Source organism: Pelagicoccus enzymogenes (assembly GCF_014803405.1).
Classification (GTDB): domain Bacteria; phylum Verrucomicrobiota; class Verrucomicrobiia; order Opitutales; family Opitutaceae; genus Pelagicoccus; species Pelagicoccus enzymogenes.
The window spans coordinates 540,956-563,541 of sequence record NZ_JACYFG010000051.1 but is presented as its reverse complement, the minus strand read 5'-3'; the positions used below and the strand labels follow the sequence as shown (position 1 = coordinate 563,541).

Here is a 22,586-nt window from a genome sequence, read left to right as displayed (position 1 = left end):
CCCTCCTCACTTCGTTTTTGGGGATCGTTTTCCCGTCTTAGCTAGAGCGTATCCAATTCCCAACAACACGCCGCCGCAAAAGAGGAAGGCGAAACGTCCGCTCGCGGGATTTGGAATAAGCGCCAGCACTGCAACGAAGCCACCGTAGATCATGGAAAGAATGCCCAGGGCCTTGCCTTGCGACGCATCGCGTTCTCCCGATCCCGTCTCGTTTGCCTCCACTGGCGTTTGCAGATTGGCGAAAAAGGTATCGACTTCGACCTTGCGCGACTCCTTGGGCTCCTTGTAGAGCAAGGAGGAGCCAAGGTAGACCAGTGAACCGAAGGAGATATTGATCACGACACCTAGAATCAGCTTGAGGTCGCCTGCCTCCCGATCGGAAAAGTCCGCATCCAAGCCAAGAAATTCGTGCACGAACTCTGGCGTCACCCAAGTCTTGACCGAGAAGGAAACGATGAGCCCCAAAAGGATCGACACCCAACTCGCCCAGTCCGGGACCCGCTTCACCACCAGCCCCCAAATCAGCGGCACCTGCATTGGAATCGCCACCAATGCCCCAAACTGCAGCATCAGGTCGAACAAGCCAATGTCCTTGAGTTGGCTGAATTGGATACCTGCGAAAATGATCGCTCCCCCCAGCACCAAAGTCGTGATTTTGCCCACCAGCAAAAGCTCCTTCTCATCGGCCTGCGGACGCAGGACCGGCAAATAGAAGTTACGTACAAAGATGCCCGCGTTTCGATTGAGGCCACTATCCATGGAAGACATGGTAGCCGCAAAAATTCCAGACATGAGCAGACCGAGCATGCCAGCTGGCAAGGTCATGATGCAAATCGCCACGTAGCTCGCTTCCTCGGGCTTCTTTAGCTGCGGAAACATTTCTCCAAGATCTGGATACAGGATTGCGGACGCCATGGGAGGGATGAACCAGACAACCGGGCCGATGACGAAAAGAGCCGACGCCAACAAGGCTCCCTTGCGCGCCTCCTTCGTGTCGCGAGCGCAGAGGTAGCGCGACGCGTCCATCAAGTTATTGGTAGAAGCGAATTGCTTTATGATGATGACCACCACCCAGATCCAAATGAGCGAAGAGTAGTTCGTGCCCCCGCCAAAGAGACGTTCGGCCGGGAATTCCTCCACGAAAGCGCTTACGCCCCCTACTTCCTTCAGGGCAAAGAATGCGCAAACGACACTGATCGGCATCAGAACCAACACTTGCATAAAGTCCGAAGCGACGACCGCCCAGCTTCCTCCGGTCACCGAAAGGAAGAGCACTACCAAGCCCGTCACTAGAACGGTCGTCTCTATATCGAACCCAAAAACGGCGGCGAAGAATACGCCCAATCCGTTTAACCAAATTCCCGCGTAGAGAGTCCCGATGGGAAGCTGCAGCCAGGTGAACATCTGCTCCGCTGTCTTTCCGAAACGGATACGCATCGCCTCCACCGGCGTCACGACCCGAGACTGGCGGCACTTCGCCGCAAACCACCAGAAGTTTCCGAGAAAGCCGATCGCATTGCCAAAGAAGATAACGAGGATCAACACTCCGTCCTGATAGGCCTTGCTGGCTGCACCCGTGAAAGTCCAGGCGCTGAACTGCACCATAAAGGCGCTGCTGCCCGCCATCCACCACGCCATCTGCCCGCCACCGCGGAAGTAATCGCTGGTGTCGCCGATAAACTTCCGAAAGAGAAGCCCTATCGCCAACATGAACAGGAAATAAAAGGCGACTACGCCGTAGTCGAAATTGGTAAGCGAAATATCCATGAAGACCTAATTTTCGGAGGAGCTCGCACCCCAAAGGGCAAGTTCCTTCTCCAAATGCTCAGGCAATCCACCCAAGCGAAGGGAAAGCTGAGCCTCGAAGAGCGATTCTGGTTTTACCGGCGAACCGAGGCTTTCTATCGCACCTAGGCTAGCTTCGTTAAATTTAGTTTCGATTCCGTGAAATCCCACGAAGTTCGCATCGAGAAACAGGTCGCGCTTGTTGTATTCCTGTCTCCAAAAATTGAATTCAGTTTCTTTTCCGCCCGTTCGCTCGAAATTCCAAACGGTCAAGCCGCGCAGGTGATTCGGCATGCCCTTGAGCGGACCTCCACTACGACCGTACATCCAACCACCGCGGCAAGCATCCAGCAAGGTCGCATACGGCCCCGTAGAATGGGCATCGAAAGAGTTGTTGGGCGTGTGCTCGCAACGCCAAAAAACGGTCGACGCGCTCATGTACCCGACTCCAGGACCGTGATAATGCCCCGCCCTATCTTCAATTAACCCGAAGAGAACGCCGTAACCGCCTCGAGCATGCATGGCGTGATGCCCCAGCGTCCCACCGAAACGCACTCGCAAAACACTGAAAGCGGAACAATCGTCTAGGCGGATCCCATAGTTCCAGTCATTCATCACTACGTCGCGTATCCATCCATTCCTGACACTGCGCACTCGTATGCCGCTCCAGCCGCCATCGTCCAAGGCACTGCGGTGGTGAACGAAGCTCCCCTTCCAGCCGCCCACGAAGCGAAGCCCCTCGATTCCGATTTCCTCCAAAGCGGGATAGTCGCATACCGTCCAATCAAAAACGGCGTCAACCGTCGTCTGCAAGGGAGCGCGCAAGGCGAGCCGACTCCCCTCAACGCTCACAATTTGATGCCGTTCGGAAACGCCAATCCCTTGGGTCTTCAGCCTTTCCCAATCCGGCTGGACGGGACGATCTCCAAATACGGACGGCACCGCTTTCGGATCCTGCAGTCGCAAGGTAATCCAGTCTCCCGCAGCGAACGCCTGCGGATTCGTGACGCTTAGCTCGAAGGAGCCACGCTCGGATCTTCCAAGCACCTTCGACAGCGTTTTTTCTTCCGTCGTCGACGGTTCGATATGGAGCACGAACGGGGTCGAGTACATCCGATCCGGAAACTCTGGCTCCAAATGCCGCTCGAACACCAGCTGCGTCCCCTCTTCTCCAGACCCCGCGCCTCGAATCACCACGTTTCCCTTGCTCAAACGAAGCGGCTTCTCCGATCCTCCAGTTGTATTCAACAAATAACGACCGTTATTGAAACGTACCACGCCACCTGCGACAGACGCCGCATCGAGGGCGGCCTGAACCGCATCGCGATCCGATTGGCCATCGTCCGGCTTCGCCCCGAAGGCTTCTACCTCGAAGATAGGGCCTGGACCTTCTGGAATGGGTGACTCCAAGAAATCGTAGCCCGCATAGGAATAGTCCGGCAAAACGCCCGCTTCGCCGCGCGCCTTCGCCTGCGCGAACTCCTTCCACAAGACCGATTGCTTCCCCTCGCTCGTGCAAGCATTGAGGTAGAGAATCGAGGCAGAAAGCGCCAGTGTCGAAATGTACTTCATGGGAATAAGCCGCGCAGCGCCTTCGCAGGGTCAAAGGTCGCTTCGCTTTCTTTGCGTAATCGAATGAGGATTGGGCCTTAAATCAGAAAAGCCATGTGCAGGGTTTTAGCAATCAATTGAATAAAAAGGGCGGGAAACCTCCCGCCCTCGAATACAGATTTTCGAACAGGACCTACATCTTCACGCGGTAGCGGAAAATGAATCGCTGCGGATCACCCCGCTTGGCAGAGGCTCGCGTGTATTCCTCGTCGAAGATGTTCTTGGCGGTCAGCTGCAAGGTGTGCTTGCGATCCTGTCCCCAGTTGTAGCCAACGCCACCTTCGAAGAGCGTGTAACCGTCTTGGATAATCGTTTCGCGGCCGCCCGAGTTCGAGTAGCGAGACTCGCCGGTGTCGCGAATGCCGAAGGTATAGAACAAGCCCTTGGCCTTCCCCTCGCGGATCGAGTACTTCATTACGATATTGGCGCTGTAGTCAGGAATCTCCGCTACTGGCAATCCTTCAAGGACCGCATTGTCCGTGATCGCAATTTCCGAATCCACAAATCCAATACCACCGGTAATGCTAAGGGCCCGAGACGCTTGGAAGTTGAAGTCAAACTCGTAACCCGTCGCTTGCTCCAAACCGTTTTGCGCCTTGTAAGTGAAGGTTTCTCCCGGATTGTTCGGATCCGGCGCGCTGACGTTGATGACCACATCCTCGCGCTTGATGTCGAAGTAGGCCAGCGTGAAGCTTAGCTTGTCGCCGAAGCCGTCCCCCTTAAAGCCAATCTCCATTCCGTCGCCCTTCTCGTTTTCAAAGATCTGAGCTTCGGCGAGCGGCTCGCCCGTGACCGGATCAACCGTATTGAAGTCGCGGCTCGGCAAGAAGGAGGTGCTGGTGTTTCCGTAAACCATCAAGCCTTCGGCAAGCTTGTAGTTGATGCCGAACTGGTAGGTTTCTTCGGAAACGGATTCGCTCGTGGTGCTGGGCGCGCTTTGCGCGGAGGAGCTCAAGCTGAACGGTGCGTTGTAGAGATCGGTCGTCACTTCGTCATAGCGAACGCCCATGTTGATATTCAAGTCGCCGTCGAGAGCCTTCATCTGGTTCGCGATGAACACGCCTTCCACATCAACTGTACGGTCGGAATTTGTATCAATAACTCCAATACCGACGGGGTCGGTGTTGTCACCCACAATTCCGAAGGTGTCCGTTTCGCGAACGAGGTCGCGGGACTGCTGGTCGATCCAGCTGTAGTCGGGATTGGAAACGTCGAAGCGACGGTCCTGCATCGCGTTGAAGAAGGAATTGCGGCGCAGGTCCTTGTTCGTAATGTCGATGCCGAAACGCTCTTCCAGCATCGCCTGCTGTTCGGCAGTGGTATTGCGGTTCAAGCGCGAACGCACGCGGATGTCACGCTGCTCGTTCTTGTCGAAGGTGACCAAGAGTCGGTTTTGGATACGCTCCGTGTTGAATTCCTTCAGGAAGTCGACCTGGAAGGAATCGCCGGATTCCCAAATCTCGTAGTTTACAGGTTCGACGAAGCGAACAACGCCCTCCTCCATCACCACCTCTGCAGTGATTTCGCTCGGATCGCGGCCGTCCACGTCGATAGCGATTTCTCCCGGGTAGCCTGTGAACTGATCGAAGTAGCGATCGTAGTTGTTGTACGCGGCTCGCATCGAAAAGGTCTCGCTGAACTTGTGCGAGAAACGGAAGTCGGTGGTGTCGATGTCGCGGTCGTTGATTTCGTCCGGGCCGAGGAAGCTGTAGTTGTAGAGCTCCGTGGCGAGGCGAAGGTAGTCGCGAGAGCCTCCGCTATCGCGTATCGGCAAAAGCGAACGCCCGCGCGATTGAGCGCGTTCCAGGTACTCCTTCTCCAGGGTGAACTGAGTGTTCTCGGAAAGGTTGTACTCCAGTACGCCAGAGACGGCAAACTGTTCGCGACCGGTGAAGCCCCAGTCGTCGCGCGTCAGCCAAGCGCTGTCCAATCGATAGAGCAGCTTCTCGTCCTTGGTGATCGGACCGGTAGTTGCCAAGGCAAGACGCGTGTAGTCGTCCGTGCCCACTTCCACCGAGTACTCTTGCTGAGGCGTGGAAGAAGGCGACTTGGTGACGATGTTGATGATGCCGCCTGGGTTGATCTTGCCATAGCTGCCTGCCGCAGGGCCTTTGATGACCTCCGCCCGCGATACCGTTACACGATCGATGAGACCGAGACGCGTGAACCCGTTGCGCAACTGCGTCTGCTGCTTGAATCCACGAAGCTGATACCAGCCTTCCACCTCGTCGCCCGCAAAGGAGCTGACATAGGCAAACTGGTCGTCGAGGGAGTCGGCTGCGAAGTCTTCCAAGAACTCGTTCGTCACCACGTTTACCGCATAGGGCAATTCCGCGATGCGAGTCCGAATGCGCGAACCCGTGATCGACTCCGCAGCCGAGTAACCACCTTCGTCCGTAGCCGTTACCGAAAACGGACTCAGAGTGAACACTTCTTCCTCGCCCTCCTGGGCGAAGCTAGGCATCGCCAGCAAGGCGACGAGCAAAGAACCGGCAACGGCCGATCCTAGTACGGACCCACGAGAGGTCCTCAAGTCGGGGGGACTAAATTTCATGATGAGATGTAGGGTTGGGGTGTTCTGGCAAATCGCGTGGACAGGCCCCGCCTGCCTTGCACGACCGAAGAAGCGCCCAGGAGCGCCGCCTCTAGTAGGATAAGAAGCCACCACGTGCGACCGCAGCGACCCCGCAACTTTCGCCCCAAGGAAGCTTCGCCGTCAATCGAAAATTAATAGTTATTAACTTTTACTTTCATATTATTAATTCAAGCACTCTCATACTCGGCCCTCATTAATAACACTATACCCTATCATTCAGATACTTACAAAGTTTCTGAAAATTTATTAACTAACACTTGCTACTAATAAACTGATACCTATTAATTGGCCCCGATCATGAGCTCCAAATCTAATAAACGCGTATCCCAAGCCCAAATCGCCCGCGAGGCGGGCTGCTCGCAGGCTCTCGTTTCGCTTATCCTCAACGGCCGCACCAAGGGGATCGCCGCCAAGTCCCTGGAGAAGGTGAGGCGCATCGCCGCCCAGCACGGCTACTCGCCTCGGGGCATGAAGCTCGACGAAATTGTGGGGGCCGACCCCATCCGCACGGTAGGCTATCTCCTCCGCTCCCCCCTGAAGCTGGCGAACAAAAGCAACTTCTTCAGCCACATCCACCAAGGCCTTCACGAGCACCTCAGCCAACACCAAATCAAGACCGTCTACCTCGGCTCCGAGGACGACTTTACCGGCGAACGCCATTCTCTGAGCGAGCACCTTCCAAGCGCCCTCAAGGCGATTGCGGTCATGGGCCAGATCAATCCCGGCCTGCTGGAGGAACTCCGCCTGGTCGGAAAGCCGCTCGTTTACATATCCGCTCGCGCTACCGGCAAGTGCCACTCCGTGCTCTCCAACGAAGCGGATTCCGCCGAGCTCCTGGTTGACCACCTCTACGAACTAGGGCACCGCAGCTTCGCTTGGATCGGCGGCACGCCCATCGGCCGTCGCGAGGAACGCCTGACTGCCCTGAAGGCCGCCCTCAAACAAAGGGGACTGAAGCTGGCTCCCTCTTTCAACATCGCCACCGTGGAGGCCGACCGCAACCAAGGCTTCGACGCCGCCCAGCAAATCCACCAGACCGCCCTCTCGAAGGGACTGGAGATGCCCACCGCCTGGATCGGCTTCAACGCGCTCATGGCCCGCGGAGCCATCAACTACCTCTTCCAAAACGGATTCCGTATTCCCGGCGACATGAGCTTCGCCGCCTTCGATATGACTCGCGTCTGCACCGAGGAGCGGCCTGAAATCACCTCCGCCGGCTCCGACCCGGAAAAGATCGGCAGGGAAGCGGGACGCATCATTTTGCAAGCAATCGAGGAGGAGTCCGAATCGTTGTGCGACCTCACCCTCCCCGCTCACCTCAGCGTGCGAGACACGACCGCGGCCGCCAAGCCCGCCGCCCGAGGGTAGGGCTGTCTGGTCTAGCCTGAACAAAGGTCGAAGGGCCCAGACAGCCGCGTCGATCCAAACGAGAGAACTTTGGACACTAGCCCAAGGAACGCATCCAAGCGACGTATGCCGGCAAAGCCACCTCCGGCTCCTCCAAGTCCGCGTGCCAGCGCTTCTCGTGTTCGAAAACGTACCACCCTTGGTAGCCCACTGACTGCAGCACGGAAACCGCCTCCTTAAGAGGAAGCTGCCCTCGGCCCGGCAAGGCATAGCGCCAACCGTCCTTCATGGCGAATTCCTGATTCTCGTCGAAGATCGCATCCTTCAGGTGCACGCAGGGAATTCGGGACCCGAGAGCCGCAAAGGTCTCCATGGGTGACTCCGTCCCGATGCGGGTGGTGTGACCGATGTCCCAGAGGATTTGAAAACGGGGATGGTCCACCCCGTCGATCAGCAAGCGGCAATCCGAGGAGGCGACCCAATAGTCGTGCATCTCCAGCAGCCAGTCGATTTGATCCGCCCCATCCAACTCCAAGATCGCGCCCATGCATCGCACTCCCTGCCGCACGCGGTCTTCGGTCGAGGCGTCTTCGTCGCCGTATCCAAAAACGCGGACTTGCTTGGCGCCGAGGGCTAAAGCCACCGGAATCGTCCGCTTGGCCTCTTCCAAGTTGCTTCCAAACTTGTCGGTATCGCAAATGCGGATACTCGAACTCACGCCGCTAACCACTAGCCCCTTGTCCTCGATGCGTTTACGCGTCGCCTCGATACCCGTGGTGAAAGCGGATTGCGTCGTCACGTCTATCCCCTCGCTGGTTCCACGAAAATCAATACCATCGAAGCCGTAATCGGCCGCGCTATCGATAATTGTCTCCAAGTCCCAACCGGGACACGCCAAGGTCGTAAATGCTAACTTCATCGGAAGACCACTAAACCGCTATCGCTTAGGTCGAGTCGATAAACTTTTCCCCCGCAACGAGCGATGCCTTGGAGCGGAACCGAGGTGGAGAAATAAAAGTAGACGCCATTCCTGCTCGTTTCCGTAGCCATCGTAACCGGACCATTGAACTCAAATTCGACGCCCTCGCCGACGCGGAGGTAAGTAGCCTCTACCGCAGCTGCCCGCAGCCGACCTTCCGTTCCTGATCTCACAAAAGTGAACAAGGCGTCAGACTCCCAGCCGCCTTCGCCGATTCTCGCCCGAGTGGCGTTGGCCGCGATCCACTCGCTTCCTTCGCTGTTGCGAACCACGATCGTGGTATCCGACTTTCGTTCATAGGCGTAATCGACGCCCACTTCGCTTTTAGCAACGGGGTCCAAGAGCGTCAGCCCGAGGCCGTTCGCTCCCTGCTTCTCATGCTTCACGTACGGAAAGGCGGCGTAATCGCCCTTGATGTAGGTCAGCTCGCCAGCGAGCTCTTTCGTCTTAAACCCTTTTCCCCAGAACCACTGCCTCAATCCAGCAGCCGGTCCGTAGTCGTCGTCTTGATACGTCCAGGCCATCAGCTCCTCGCCGCGATCCAGGCTCGCTCGCCCGCCGTGCATCACGATTTCCATGCGTCCCGGCTCCGGCAATTCAACCAAATCCAAGATAGCGAAGCGATCCCCTTCCAGCATCGCGACCAAACGCTGGTGACTGCCCCCCGCCGCGTAGGGAGCCTGCTTTATCTCGCTGGAGAAAAAAGGCGACATCAGCTGCGAACGCGACAATGGAGCCAAATTCGCCGCGACATCGACCGGGGCCTCGCCATTCGCCAAAACGACGTTGTGAGCCTCGGCCGTCAGATACCACTCCTTGCGCATTGGCTCGCCGTAACTCTTCCTCGTGTATCCAGCGTCCGACGACATCATTTGATTTTCCGCATGCAAGACGAAGCTCAAGTGGTCGTAGTGCTCGTGATTGTCAGCCTCCGCGACACCCTGAAAAATCAGGGTACGCGACTTCGGGTCGCCCGATTTCCAGTCGCTGCGAAACACGCTTTGCCCCGAGCCCAAAAACTGCACCGGGGCCACGTCCGGAGCCGTCGCCGCGATGCTGGGCTCATAACAGAGGTATTCGACAAGGGCCTTTGGATAATCCCAGCTCGCTCCCGTGTAGTTGAAGCCCGAACGCTCCTCGGACTTGTCGAAGGCTTCATAGTCCGTGTTCCGAAAATTCCACTGCAACACCTCAGAAAGAGGAGCCTCGGTGTGCAATCGGGTCGGAGCGTAACGATACGCCTTCGCGACCAGCTGCGATGGATAGGGACGAATGAAACTGTCCTCGAAGTTTGGCATCCACCCCTTGCCGTTGCGGGTCAAGACGGGCCACTCGAAGGCTGGCTGGAAAGGCCCAAACGCGTTGTATCCGCTCGTGTTCTCGTAATGATAGAGAAACGGCAGAAAGTTGATCATCGAGAAAATATAGTAGTGCGATCCCTCGCGATAGATGCCGTCTCCACTGAAGAAATAGCGCGTATTCGCGTTCGAGGCGGCCACCGCTCGCTCAAGCCAAGCCTTGGCCTCCGGATGGTCCGACAAGCACAATGCCGTGCTGCCCAATCCCCATGCGGGCTTGGAAAGATGGTTGTGCGGGCTGCTGGCCCAAGACCAAAGGTTCTCGTACATATAACGGGCATGCTCCACCAAGTGCCCTCGAATCAGTGCATCGTCTTCAGCTGACAGAGCCGGTTGCACCCAGTCGTAAGCGGCCGCGAAGTTCTGGGCCCAAACCCCTTGGTAGATCTCATCCACCGCGCTGCCTTTCACGATAGGATCGAGCTGGTAAAGCGGTCCCGCGTATCCGCGCTTCAAGGCTTCCACCGCCTTCTCGAGGTAAGCCTGCTTCTTGTCGTCATTGCTCACTTGATACAGGAAGGCGTTGTAGGCCGCAACCTGCGTCAAGGTTCCGTAGTACTTGTGCACAACCTGCTTTTCGTCCTCCAGCCTTGGGATCGGGGGAAGTTGGGCCAACACGTACTCGCTGTTCAAAACAGCCTCCCAATAGGCCCTGGACACCTCGTCGCCGGAACGCTTTTGGGAGATCGCCCAGATCTCTTGCTCCGAGAACCAAAGCGATGGGTGCACCTCTTCCTCCGGCATGACAACTTCCGCCGGAAGCTCGAAACCGTCGTAGGTATGGTAAAACTCTTCCTCGTCCAAACCGAACGCCGCGGCACATGCCCAGGCACCCGCCAATACTAGTGAAATCGTTTTAGCAGCCATACACGCCTCCGTTGATGTCCAAAGTCGCGCCACTAATGAAACCGTCGTATTCAGAAGCTAAGAACAGAACCGCTCGAGCCACGTCGTCCGGATTGCCCGCTCGCTCGAGCGGGAGCGAGCGAACCGTTGCGTCCGCCGACTCTTGCGTCGTGTGCGTGTTGTGAAAAGAGGTTCCCAAGATCAGACCGGGAGCCACCGCGTTCACCCTCACCCCTTTGGGTCCAAGCTCCGTGGCAAGCGACCGCGTCCAAGTAAGGATTCCTCCCTTCGCCGCCGAGTAGACGATCGACCCTGCGTGTCCGCCTTTGCGGCCCGCCAAGGACGAGAGGTTTACGATACTGCTCCCCTCGTTCTCCACCAGGAGATCGAGCACCGCTTGGGTAATCAGGAAATTCGAAGTCACGTTGACATCCCAAACCGACTTCCAGAACGCGTCTTCGATATCGCTTAAATCGCGGCGGCCGATCAAGGAGCCGGCATTGTTGACCAATACGTCGAGGCCGCCCAAAGCGGACCTTACCTCGGACGCAACCCGCTTCGCATCCTCGCGCTTGCTAAGATCGCCTTGTACCGCCACCGCCTTCAAGCCCTTCGACTCGGCCAGCTCGACCAATGATCGAGCCACCGTGTCACTGGAAAAATAGTGAACCGCCACATGGGCGCCCGCTTCAATAAAGCGTCGCGTGATCGCCTCTCCAATTCCTTGCGCCCCTGCTGTCACCAGTACGCGCTTACCCTTTAACTTCTCAGATATCATAACTGAATCTTTCGTACCTTAAATCAATCTACACTCGGAAGAGAGTCGTCTTCCACGGTCCACTCGCCCAGCAATGGGTGCTCTAACTTCCAAAGCCCCTCGCTCAGCGAACTCACAGCCCAAGCCTGTCCCTCTTCCTCGTTCGTTCCTGCCCAGTGCAGGAGCGCCAAATCCCGCGTCTCGTTGGCGCCCAATTCAGCCTCCAAGATCGCAGTTGCATGAAATGGCGTTTGAATGTGGCGACGCGGTCCATCCGCTTCCTTCAAGCGATTATCGTAGCTGGCATTGCCGAATCCACAAAGCGAATACAGAGCGACCCCCTGACTTCCGTTGCTCGCCGACACCATCGGAAAAGACTCGGACAAACGCGCCTCCTGATCATTTGAAACAGGCAAAGCATAACTTCCATGGCGAAGCGTAGCAGCATCCTTGGCGATCGCCCGATGCACGATCAATTGCCAATTCCCCTTCCACCAAACCCGAGTTTCCACCGAAACCTGAAACTGCTCGAGCTTACCGCCCAAACTGTAAAGGCAGCCCATGCGATCTTCCTCGATGGAAAAGGGAGCTGTGTAGTGGCGCCCGTAAACAATCTCCGATCCTCGTTTCTGAGCCGTCAATCCTCCGTCGAACGGATACAGGGAGGCATCCTTGGCCAAGGCAAATCCCCAAGCGCTTTTGTAGCTGAGGCGACCCCATTTGTGGGGGCCGAAACGCGTATTGGTGGAGGCGATTTGCGAGCCGGCATTGATGATTTCGACCTCCCGATCGGCCTTTCGCACGATCAAGCACGGCGCCTTCAAAGCGATAGCCGATCTAGCGCTTCCACCTTCCGAACCAGCCTCATCTTCCGCCCAGAACGGATCGTCCGGCGAGAGGAGCAGCGGCGAAAAAGCCTTGGCCGCCCAATAGGGCGAACCTCCTGTCGAGTACACTTCGACCATAGGAAGAAATTCGTCGTACCAACCGAGCGACAGGCAGCCTTGGCTTTGGGCGATCGGCTTGGAGAGGAAAAACTCGAGGCTTCTCTGGCAGAGGCCGCGGGCCGCGGCTGCCTCCATCGGCAAAGCTCCCATCGCTTGAGCCAATCCAAAAGGAGCGGTGGCATTGAAGCGATAAGCGATGGATCGACCAAATGCTGGATGCTCTCCGCTATCGGCGAAAAAGGCGGGATAATCCTGCAAGAAGCGACGCGTCCGAACCTTGAATCGATCGCAACGCCCCGTATCCGATTCGCCATACAAGGCCACCCACCACATGCTGTAGTAGTGCCAGGCGTAGGCATTGTAGAAATCGAAGGCTTGGTTCATACCGTCCATGTACCAGCCTTCGTCCGCGTACATCCCTTCCAGCTCCTCGAACCAGCGGTCTACCACTCCACGATAGGCTTCGCGGAGGCGTCCTTCGCGCTGCAAAAACTCGAGCACGAAAATACCGAAGAACATGTGGTTGTTCCAATGGTGCCCATTTCCCACATCCGACTCGAGCCACGAAAGAATTCTTTCACGTTCGCTCGCGGAAAGCTCATCCCATAGCCAATCGCGGCTCAACTCCAGGCCAATGACCAACAAACCCATTTCCACGGAGTGCTGATGGAAATTGGCTGAGTATCCAAAAAACTGATCCGACTCGGGGTCGCTTCCAATCAACAACGCTTCGCGAAACCAAGCCTTGGACTTCGCCAACAAGCTTGCATCCCTTTCGTCTTGGTACGCCTTGGTGGAACGCTCCCAGTGACAAAAAAGAACGAAGGGCCGAGCAAGCGCCTCCAAGCGATCGGCATTGGCGTCGTGGTCGCTGGCCATTCCTTCTATGTCGAGCTGCGCCTTGCCTGGCTCCATCAACGCGACAAGCGGCTCCATCAAGGACCGGGCATGATTCTGCCAAGTCCTAAAGGACGCAGGCACCGCATCGCGGCGGACATCTGCGTGATCAAAGAAACGCGGTGTTAATTCTTTCGTATCCATTTTTCTGTAAATTCGTTCAAGTCGAGCGATCGTACACCTCAAGGGTTATAGCGTCGCGAAGCGGCTCATCGCGTTGGAAGCGACGAAGATTCTCCAAGGCTCGATCTGCAGCATCGCGGCGACGATCGGTGGTAGGACCTCCCAAATGCGGCAGCATGTTAATGTTGCGACAGCCTCGGAACGGGTGGTCCGGCGGCAAGGGCTCCACCGAATAGACATCTAAGCCCACCTGGATGCGCCCTTCTTCGGCAACCCGCACCAATGCGTCCTCGTCCACAAGCGCGCCGCGGGCTACGTTGACGAACGCGCCTCCCTCCGGAATGCTTCTGAGCAGCTTCTCGCCCACGATTTTGTGTCGCTCCGGCGTCAAGGCCTCCAATTCGATAATCAAGTCGTTCTCGGCAAAGAGGCGCTCCAGGCTGTCCACCTTGCGAATTCCATGCTCCTCGAAAACAGCTTCCGGAACGCCTTCCGTGTAGGTTGAAATTTCGTTGGTGAAGGGACGCAAAAGCCGCAGCAACTCCTTGGCGATCGCTCCGAACCCATGGATGCCGACCCGACGGTCAAACAAGGACTGCGTCTGCGTCGTCGCGTCCTTCCAGCCTCCTCGGTCGTGCATCTGGTGGGCCCAGTAGGCCGCTCTCCGCATGCACGAAAGACTGAGCAACAAAGCGCATTCCGCTACGATACGGCTTATCGAAGAGCTCCAATTCGTAACTTGGACGCCCTCCTCGATCAATTCCCTCGGAACGAAATGCCGAATCGAGCCCGGCAAATAGCAAATGTACTCCAAGGCCGGAGCGATCGCCGAGCGGGTGTTCACCGGCAACGGCTTCACCTTCCAACCCGCTACCAGGATCTTCGGATTGGTCTCCCGCAACAGTTCGATCCAGGATTCCTGCGAATAGGATTCCACGTCAACGACCCGACAGGGAGCGACTAGCCCTTTGAGTTCCTCGAGCCGACCGTCCACCAAAAAAGTGTCACGCTCGACGGATGTTACAACGATGAGATTGGTAGAAGTCATCAAAATGTTCCTCAGAGGACTGGCCCTGCAAGTTCCAGAAACTCGAGTCCAGCATGGGTTTTAAAGCTTACTTCGCCAGCCTCTGCGGCTACGAACACACGGTCATACTGCTTCAATTCGCAGACTTGCCCACCTATTTCCACCGTTCCCGATCCCGCTGTCACGACCAAGATGTAGAACCCATCCTCGCTTTTCGTAACCGCTTTCTCAATACGAGTGGATCGAGCCTCGAAGCAGCGAGTGCGATCCTCCCCGATCAGCAGCTTCTGCACGGAGCCGTCCGCAAATTCGTGCAACACCCGCGGTTGGCACGCAAAGTCCGCAACCGATTTCGGGCGCAGATCGAAAACGTTCAGGCAAAAGTCCAGTCCGCGCCCCATGAAGCGTGACTCTTCCGGAAGCACATATCCGCCGCGCTCGAATTCGAAACGCACCACCAGGTCACTCGCTTCCATGAGCTCGACCATCAAGATCCCCTCGCCAAGCGCGTGCGGACAACCGCCCGGAATGAGGAAGACGTCGCCAACCTTGACAGGTATCTTGTCAAAACAAGCCTCCAAGGAGGCGATGTCTTGCGTCTCGATCCACTTCCTCAACTCCCCTTTGCTCGGCGGACGCTGAAAACCCGCGTAGATGTAAGGCTGCTCGATTTCGTCGCGGATCGCCAAGATGACATAGGCCTCCGTCTTCCCCTTGTTGATGCCAAGGTTTTTCGCGGAGAATGCCGTGGTGGGATGCACCTGGAAATGCAAGCGGATCGCCGAATCCAAGTACTTGGCAAGTATCCTCATATCCGTACCGAAACGAGCGACATGCTCCTTGCCCAAGTAAAACTCGGGGTCGCTCTCGACCAAATCTGAAAACAGAACCAATTCGCCATCCTCGTTGGTGAGCTTAGCCAAGCCTTCGTCCGGGTCCCCTTGCACCGGATTGTTCGCCAAGGTTAAGGAAGCAATCCAGTCTTCCGGAAAGTTGCCGTCAGCCGGTTGCGGTTGGCCCTCGATCTCATCCAAGGATCGCCCCCCAAGATAGCTCCGCCAAACACGATTCGCTTGCAGCGGTAGCAGGCAGTTACGTGTCAGCTTCATGCCTTAGCCTTTCCTTTTCCTTGCTGCGCGAGAGCGTATCCAATCCCCAACAACACCAAACCGCAAAAGACAAAGGCAAGGCGTCCAAGCAGTGGATTGGGAATTGCTGCCAAGAGAAAGACAAACCCGCCGTATATCATCGACAGAATGCCCAGCGCTTTTCCTTGAGAGGAGTCACGCTCCGCCGAGCCGGTCTCGCTCGCTTCAACTGGAGTGTTCAGGCTTACGAAGAAATCGTCTACCTCCTTCTTCCGATGCTCAGACTGGTCCTTGTAAAAGACGGTAGAGCCAAGATAGACCGCGGAACCGATCGTCAGGTTGATAACGACCCCGAGGATCAAAGAAAGGTCGCTTCCTTCGCGTCCCGAAAAGGGAGTATCCAAACCGAGGATACCTTGAATCCAATCAGGCGTCATCCACGTCTTGATCACGAAGGAGACGCAAAGCCCCACCAAGATCGTCACCCAACTGGCCCAGTCCGGCACCTTCTTCACCAGAATACCCCAAATCAAGGGCACCTGCATAGGAATCGCGATCAGGGCGCCAAACTGCAGCATAAGGTCGAACAAGCCAATGTCCTTCAATTGGCTAAACTGGATACCCGCCACGATGATGCACAAGCCGAAGACCACCGTGGAAACCTTGCTCACAAGCAGCAGTTCCTTCTCGCTCGCCTGCGGCCTGAGAATCGGCAAATAGAAGTTGCGCACGAATATGCCGGCGTTGCGGTTTAGACCACTATCCATGGAAGACATGGTAGCCGCAAAGATGCCGGACATCAACAGTCCCAGCATGCCTGCCGGCAAAGTCATGATACAGATCGCGACGTAGCTAGCTTCCTCGGGCTTCTTGAGCTGCGGAAACATTTCTCCAAGATCTGGATACAAAATGGCTGAGGCCATTGGCGGAATGAACCAAACAGCCGGACCGATGACGAAGAGAGCGGACGCCAGGAGAGCTCCCTTGCGAGCCTCCTTCGAGTCCCGAGCGCAAAGGTAGCGGGAGGCATCCATCAGGTTGTTGGTCGAGGCAAATTGCTTGAGCAAGATCACTACCACCCAAATCCAGATCAGGGTCGAATAATTGGTGTCGCCGCCCCAAAAGCGATCCGCCGGAAAACGTTCCACCAGTTCGCCAACGCCCCCCACTTCCTTCAGGGCAAAGAATGCCGCCACCACGCTGATCGGCATCAGCACCAGCACTTGCATGAAATCGGAAGCGACGACCGCCCAGCTCCCTCCCGTAACGGAGAGAATGAGCACTACCAAGCCCGTAACCAAAACGGTCGTCGCGATGTCGAACCCAAATACGGCGCTAAAGAACACGCCGAGTCCATTTAACCAAATACCCGCGTAAAGCGTTCCGATCGGCAACTGCAGCCAGGTAAAGACCTGCTCAGCTGTCTTGCCAAAACGGATACGCATGGCCTCAACCGCCGTAACGACACGCGTTTGCCGACACTTGGCCGCAAAATACCAGTAGTTGGCGAGAAAGCCGACTGCGTTGCCCAAGAATATGACCAAGACCAAAAGCCCATCCTGGTAGGCCTTGCTCGCAGCCCCCGTAAAAGTCCAAGCGCTGAACTGCACCATGAAGGCGCTGCTGCCAGCCATCCACCAAGCCATCTGGCCGCCGCCACGGAAAAAGTCGCTCGTGTTGCCGATGAACTTCCGAAAAAGCAGACCAATGGCCAACATGAACAAAAAATAGAAGGCGACGACGCCGTAGTCGAACTGAGTGAGGGTAGTATCCATCGAGCTGATAAGTATTGGGTAGGAGCCGATTCGATCGGCCCTAATTGAAGCGGTCAAAACAGGGGTTTCGCTTAAAATGACCAACTTATAATTATCAGCTATTATCAGAGTCAACTCTTTTAGGCGGAATCTATGCGCTCCGATCCTTGCCGCAGCAAGATTTGCAGCTTCACATCCACAGATTCTGATATATATAAAGAGGAAACTGATAAATTCAGACTTCCTCGAATGACCCAACCCAAGAAGAAACGCATTTCCCAAGCCCAAATCGCCAAGGAGATCGGCTGCTCCCAAGCCTTGGTATCGATGGCGCTCAACGGCCACACCAAAGGCATCTCCGAAAAGACCTACAACGCCATCCGCGAACTGGCAGCCCAGCAAGGCTACACCCCCAAGGGCATGAAGATCGAGGGCTCGCTGGGCGAATTCCAGCAACGCACCATCGGCTACATCCTGCGTTCCCCGCTGAAGCTCGCCAACAAGAGCAACTTTTTCAGCCACATCCACCAAGGCCTCCACGAGCACCTCTTGGAGCACAAGCTCAAGACCGTCTACCTCGGCTCCGAGGACGACATCAACAGCTCGGCGGGCAGCTTCGCCTCCCATTTCCCGGAGTCGGTTCGCGGCATCGCTATCATGGGCGAGGTCAGGCCCACTTTCCTCAGCCAAGTGCTGGAGACGGACCGGCCAGTCGTCTATGTGTCCGCCCGAGCTTCCGGACAGTGCCACTCCGTGCTCTCGAACGAGTTCGAATCCGGAGAGCTCCTAGTCAAGCACCTCTACGATCTAGGCCATCGAAGCTTCGCTTGGCTGGGCGGCGGCAAGCCCAAGGGGCGACACGACGATCGCCTGACAGCCGTAGAAGCTGCCTTGGCCAAAAGAGGGCTCAGCTTGGAAAAGCCAGCCAAGGTCACTCTCGACGGCGCCGACCGCAACGAGGGCTACCAAGCCGCCAAACAAATCATTTCGCAGATGGATCCCTTGCCCACCGCATGGATCTGCCTGAACGCCTTGATGGCCCGCGGAGCCATCAACCGCCTGCTGCAGCATCAAGTCGAAATCGGAACCACTGTCAGCATCGCCGCCTTCGACATGACGCGGGTCTGCGAGGAAGAGCACCCCACCCTCACCTCCGCCGGAGCGGACCCCGAGGTCATGGGCCGGGAAGCTGGCCGTATCCTAACGCACTCCCTGGAGACGAAATCACCAGGCCTCACCGACGTCACTCTGCCCGCAGTCCTGAAAGTCAGAGAATCGACCGGACCGGTCCCTACCGCAGTCGCAAGATAGCGGAATTAGCTCTCGCATAGCGGACGACAAGGAGGTCCTCCCACCATCGATACACGTCCGGGAGGGATCGATGAACGTGTCGCTACGCTCGGCACTACCCGGTCCGACGCGCAGGATCAGCTTCCTCCATAAACCAACAAAAAAAAGCGCGCAGCCGCTCGGGCTACGCGCTTGTAGTCAAAACTCAGATACTGAACCTATGAGTCGCTTGGCTAGAACTTCCCCTTGACGCCCACCGCCCACTGGACGCCGAACTCTTCAATGCGGTCCGGCACCATGATGCTACGGTCCGCGTTGGCAACGAACTGCTTCTGCTCCTTGTTGAAGATGTTACGTCCGCTGACGAAGATCTTCGCCTTGTCGTTGATCTTGTAGTCAATGTTAAGGTCAACTTGCTCGAGCTTGTCGCGGTAGAGCTGGAAGTTGCTCACGAAGTCTCCGTTGGAGTCGAAGGTCCTCATGTCCGAGAATCCGCCGACCAGCTGCTCGCCCTTGCTGTTGAACTTCAACTGGATCTTCAGCGGATCACGGTCGTAGGTCAGGCCGAGGTTGTAACTCTCTTCCACCATGTCTTCCAACTCGTTGATGACCGTTCCGTTGATGTTGCGCTTCACGTCGATGAAGGTCGCGTTGGCCAAGACGCTGAAGCTGCTCAACCAATCCGGCATGCCGCTGCCGTTCAAGGAACGGAAGTAGCTGAACTCCATGCCATCGATTGTCGCCTCACCGCCATTGATTTGAGTTTCGAACTGGTACTCCGGCGTATCGGCCAAGAAGTTCGGCAAGTCAAAAGCGGCAAACTCCGCATCGCTGAGCTGGCTCAAGATACCATTGTATCCAATGATGTAGTTCGAGATCTCCTTGCGGAAGAGACCTGCGGAAATGGTGCCACCCGCATCTGGATAGAACTCGAAGGTCAAATCGTAGTTGTCCGCATCCTGCGGTTTGAGGCCCGTGTTGTTGAACTCAACAGAACCGTCCGACTCCATCTCGCTTTCGTCTGGCGTGTCGATTTCGATCTGGGGAATGATGGAGCTGAAGTCTTGGCGTCCGATCGTATTCGCGTAAGCAAGACGCATCAAGAAGTGCTCGTTGAAGTCGTATACGAAGTGAATGCTTGGATACAGATCGTCGTACGAAGTAGAGGATACCTTGCGTTGACTCCACTGAGCCATCAAGCGCTCTGTTTCGTCCGTGATTCCGTCCCCTAGCGACTCGTTGAAGAAGCCGCCCTCGCCTGTCATCTCCGTTTTTTCGTAGCGGAAACCACCAGTGACCTTGAGTTTGGAATCCATGAAGTTCAACTGCCCCATCATGTAGGCCGCTGAGATCTTTTCTTCCGCAGTGTAGAGCTGGTTCGCCATCTCGACGATGTTTTCCTCCGTACGGCTGCCCCATTCGAAGTTGTCCTGGTTCGCCGCGTAGTAGTCGTAGATATCCTCGTAGTCGGGCCATTGGATAATGCCAGGGCCAATGTGTATGGCGCCTTCCCCGGAGTAATACTGCTCAGCTGGCAATCCAGTGTCGTCATAGGTCGAGCTAACGTGGCGCAAACGAGTACGGTTACGATCCGCGTGACGCTCCTGCTTTTGGTAGCGAACTCCCATCTTGAAGTAGCCCGTGCTGTCGCCGACTCGGATGTTACGCTTCATGTCGAAGTTGAAGCCAGTGAAGTCGTCCTGAGCGTCTTGCTCGCGTGTTTGCACTTCGTCGAGGTCGAAAGTGGAGAGGCTACCAACGCCGTAGGTTGGGTCCACAGCTCCACTGGAATCGTAAAGCGTCAACGTAGGGGTATATTCAATACGTCCTCCCATCGGATCGCCCAGATTGCTGAATTCGAAGCGGCCCGTGTAGTCGTCATCGCCGATCACGGCCATGATCATGCCCTGCGAAAAGTCATCGTAGAAGTTGGTTGCCGTCGAAGAGAAGGCTCCCGCTTCGTAGGTCCAAACGTCGCCGTAGTGCTTGATCTTGAAATCGCCATGCCAGGTGTCCCCGTACTTGTTTCTCCAGGAACCGCCGAGGTCGATGTCGCCACGTCCCACGTCGCCTAGCATGTAATCAGGTGAAATGACCGAATCCGCGTCGTTGCCGTCGCTGTCGGTCGTGCTCGTGATGTTCGTATCCCAAGTGATGTTGCGGTTGCGGAACTCGGAAGAGTAGTCGTTGAACTGCAAGCTACCGGAAATCACCGTGTTCTCGCCGAGCTTGTAGTCGGTCTTGACATGGTACGACTCGCGGTGCGTGTACTTGGGCCCGTCCTGGATCTGGTAGCGACGCAAGATCGGCGTGCCGATCCCCTCCCCGGAGTTGTCAGTTACCCAACGCGAACGAGCGCGGTGCTGTTCGTTGAACTGGTTGGAGTTCGTGTAGTTGAAGATAACCCCCAAGGTTCCGTCCTTGAAGACGTCGGAATAAGTCAGGTCGAAACCTGGCTTGATCTTGTGGCTGGTGAAGTCGCCATGACCTGGAGTCGACCCCAAGTCCAAGTCCTCGCTGTTGCCGCTAAAGTAGACTCGGTACTTGATCTCACGGCCATCGCGCTCGAAGGCGCTCTTGCTCACGAGATTAACCGCGCCTCCCAAAGAGTCCGCTGCGATGTCCGGAGTGGGCACCTTGGCCACTTCCACACGTTCGATGTTGTTGATGGAAAGCTGCTCCAGCTCGAAGTCGCGAGCCTTGGCGCCCGATGCGGCGCTCGCCATGCGATTGCCGTCCACTGTGACCGGCGTAAAGTTGTCCGCCATGCCCCGAACCGTGATGGTGCGAGCGTCCGCCGCCACGTAGTTGATGTTCACGCCCGGCAGGAACTTGACGAACTCGCCCACGTTGCCCTCCGTCACGTCGCCGAAGGCGCCCGAGTCTACCACGTTTACGTTGTAGTCGGACACCCGCTGCTGGTTGATCGCGCGGCTGTAAGCGTCGGCTTCGTTTTTCACCTCGAAGGCCTCTAGCTCGAACACTTCGTCGCTGTCATTGAAGGTGTTGCGGCTTTTGAGAACGACGGTAGCAGGGGTCGCGGTCTGTCCCGCGGTGACCTCTACCATGATCGAACGCGAAAAGTAGCCCACGTGCTCGATGTCCAAGGAGTAGGTTCCTGAGGGCAGCCCCGACAAACGGTAGGTTCCGTCCGAAACGGTTCTTACCGAATCGCCAGTTTCCGTCACCGTCACCGTCACGTTTTCCATGTAGCGATCGGACGAGGCATCCTGTACACGCCCAGTGATGCGACCATTGTCCTGGCCAAAGGCGCTAATACCCATGGCCATCACGGCCACGAATAGGCTTAAAAAGCGAGGCAACGCACACGCGTTGGCAGATACTCGCGCAAATCTCCCACGAGAAGATAGTTTCATAAGTCGATAGGGTTAGGGTTGTCTTATTGGGGGGTAATCCAATCGGCCGAACATTACCCAAGCCGGCCAACTTGGCTCCTTATAATTATCAGCAAACGCACCCTGTCAATGAAATCTGATATTTATAATTCCAGACCTGATAGTAATAACCCCATTTTAAAGCAGCCCCGTAGGCGTTTCCGTCGGCATACAAAAAAAGCGACCCGCTGGCTGGCGGGTCGCTCTTCGCAGAAATAAACTGGCTAGGCCTCAGGTGATTCCGAGGATCTTGCGGCCTTCCTCCGAAATCATCTGGGGATTCCAGACGGGGTCCCAGACGATGTCCACCGTCGCCTCCGCGACCTGGTCCAGCTGCTGGATGCGGGTACGGGCATCTTCCGCGATCACCGGCCCCATGCCGCAACCTTGGGCCGTCAGCGTCATCTTCACAAAGACCGACGACTGCCCCCCCTCCGCATCTTCGATGCGCAAGTCGTAAATAAGGCCGAGATCGACGATGTTGATGGGAATTTCCGGATCGAAGCACTGGCGCAGGGCGCCCCAAACCTGATCCTCCAAAGACTCGCCAGAGTCGACGCCCGCAGCGTCGTCCTCCCCTAGCTCTACTCCCTCCAAGGCATCCACGTCAAAGCTGGCGATACGAAACAGACCGCGGTCGGTCCGCACCGTAACGTTTCCTCCGAGGGTTTGAGCGATAAATACTTGCGTGCCCTTTTCTAGCGTCACCGCGTCGCCGGCCGGGATCGCCGTCGCGCTGCAGTCTCGTGTAAGTACCGTTTCCATTTCTATTTGTTCTAGCAGGTG

At 56.5% G+C, this 22,586-nt stretch carries 14 protein-coding genes; 2 read left to right on the top strand and 12 right to left on the bottom strand.

What is annotated here, in order from left to right; all coding sequences use genetic code 11:
• Positions 1–6 precede the first annotated feature (6 nt).
• The 3 genes from IEN85_RS21165 to IEN85_RS21155 all read right to left on the bottom strand — a co-directional run bounded on the left by IEN85_RS21165 (position 7) and on the right by IEN85_RS21155 (position 5,950).
• Positions 7–1,767 (bottom strand): sodium:solute symporter family protein, encoded by a 1,761-nt coding sequence (locus IEN85_RS21165; RefSeq protein ID WP_191619097.1) that lies wholly within the window; start codon positions 1,765–1,767, stop codon positions 7–9.
• Positions 1,768–1,773: 6 nt separating this feature from the next.
• On the bottom strand, positions 1,774–3,357 hold the full coding sequence (locus tag IEN85_RS21160; protein ID WP_191619096.1) for a DUF4955 domain-containing protein: 1,584 nt from the start codon (positions 3,355–3,357) through the stop codon (positions 1,774–1,776).
• A gap of 172 nt (positions 3,358–3,529) precedes the next feature.
• Positions 3,530–5,950 (bottom strand): TonB-dependent siderophore receptor, encoded by a 2,421-nt coding sequence (locus IEN85_RS21155; protein WP_191619095.1) that lies wholly within the window; start codon positions 5,948–5,950, stop codon positions 3,530–3,532.
• A 339-nt stretch (positions 5,951–6,289) separates the two neighbouring features.
• Here IEN85_RS21155 and IEN85_RS21150 point away from each other — a divergent pair, with 339 nt between their 5' ends.
• The gene (locus tag IEN85_RS21150; RefSeq protein WP_191619094.1) at positions 6,290–7,360 is read left to right on the top strand and encodes a LacI family DNA-binding transcriptional regulator; all 1,071 of its coding nucleotides are present in this window, start codon (positions 6,290–6,292) and stop codon (positions 7,358–7,360) included.
• Positions 7,361–7,436: 76 nt separating this feature from the next.
• On the opposite strand, the gene IEN85_RS21145 is transcribed toward IEN85_RS21150, so the two are convergent.
• Genes IEN85_RS21145 through IEN85_RS21115 form a run of 7 tightly spaced genes read right to left on the bottom strand, consistent with a single transcriptional unit; the run spans position 7,437 to position 17,136 of the window.
• Positions 7,437–8,258 (bottom strand): sugar phosphate isomerase/epimerase family protein, encoded by an 822-nt coding sequence (locus tag IEN85_RS21145; RefSeq protein ID WP_191619093.1) that lies wholly within the window; start codon positions 8,256–8,258, stop codon positions 7,437–7,439.
• Positions 8,255–10,543 (bottom strand): heparinase II/III domain-containing protein, encoded by a 2,289-nt coding sequence (locus tag IEN85_RS21140; RefSeq protein ID WP_191619092.1) that lies wholly within the window; start codon positions 10,541–10,543, stop codon positions 8,255–8,257. Before IEN85_RS21140 ends, IEN85_RS21145 begins: the two co-directional genes overlap by 4 nt.
• Positions 10,533–11,300, bottom strand: coding sequence for an SDR family NAD(P)-dependent oxidoreductase (locus tag IEN85_RS21135; RefSeq protein ID WP_191619091.1), 768 nt, complete (start codon positions 11,298–11,300; stop codon positions 10,533–10,535). Before IEN85_RS21135 ends, IEN85_RS21140 begins: the two co-directional genes overlap by 11 nt.
• Before the next feature lie 23 nt (positions 11,301–11,323).
• The gene (locus IEN85_RS21130) at positions 11,324–13,267 is read right to left on the bottom strand and encodes a DUF2264 domain-containing protein (protein ID WP_191619090.1); all 1,944 of its coding nucleotides are present in this window, start codon (positions 13,265–13,267) and stop codon (positions 11,324–11,326) included.
• A gap of 16 nt (positions 13,268–13,283) precedes the next feature.
• Positions 13,284–14,294, bottom strand: coding sequence for a hydroxyacid dehydrogenase (locus IEN85_RS21125; RefSeq protein WP_191619089.1), 1,011 nt, complete (start codon positions 14,292–14,294; stop codon positions 13,284–13,286).
• 11 nt (positions 14,295–14,305) lie between these two features.
• The gene (locus tag IEN85_RS21120) at positions 14,306–15,382 is read right to left on the bottom strand and encodes a class I mannose-6-phosphate isomerase (RefSeq protein ID WP_191619088.1); all 1,077 of its coding nucleotides are present in this window, start codon (positions 15,380–15,382) and stop codon (positions 14,306–14,308) included.
• A complete protein-coding gene (locus IEN85_RS21115; protein ID WP_191619087.1) occupies positions 15,379–17,136 on the bottom strand; it encodes a sodium:solute symporter family protein in 1,758 nt (585 codons plus the stop codon). The genes IEN85_RS21120 and IEN85_RS21115 overlap by 4 nt, the downstream gene beginning before the upstream one ends.
• A 228-nt stretch (positions 17,137–17,364) precedes the next feature.
• On the opposite strand from IEN85_RS21115, the gene IEN85_RS21110 reads away from it, so the two are divergent.
• Positions 17,365–18,426, top strand: a complete 1,062-nt coding sequence (locus IEN85_RS21110; RefSeq protein WP_191619086.1) for a LacI family DNA-binding transcriptional regulator — start codon at positions 17,365–17,367, stop codon at positions 18,424–18,426.
• Positions 18,427–18,638: 212 nt separating this feature from the next.
• Here IEN85_RS21110 and IEN85_RS21105 read toward each other — a convergent pair whose 3' ends face one another.
• Together IEN85_RS21105 and IEN85_RS21100 are read right to left on the bottom strand one after the other, a co-directional pair.
• Complete coding sequence (locus tag IEN85_RS21105; protein WP_224772757.1) at positions 18,639–21,689, bottom strand: TonB-dependent receptor; 3,051 nt, start codon at positions 21,687–21,689, stop codon at positions 18,639–18,641.
• A gap of 342 nt (positions 21,690–22,031) precedes the next feature.
• Entirely contained in the window at positions 22,032–22,565 is a 534-nt protein-coding gene (locus tag IEN85_RS21100; RefSeq protein WP_191619084.1) for an iron-sulfur cluster assembly protein, read from the bottom strand.
• Positions 22,566–22,586: the final 21 nt, after the last annotated feature.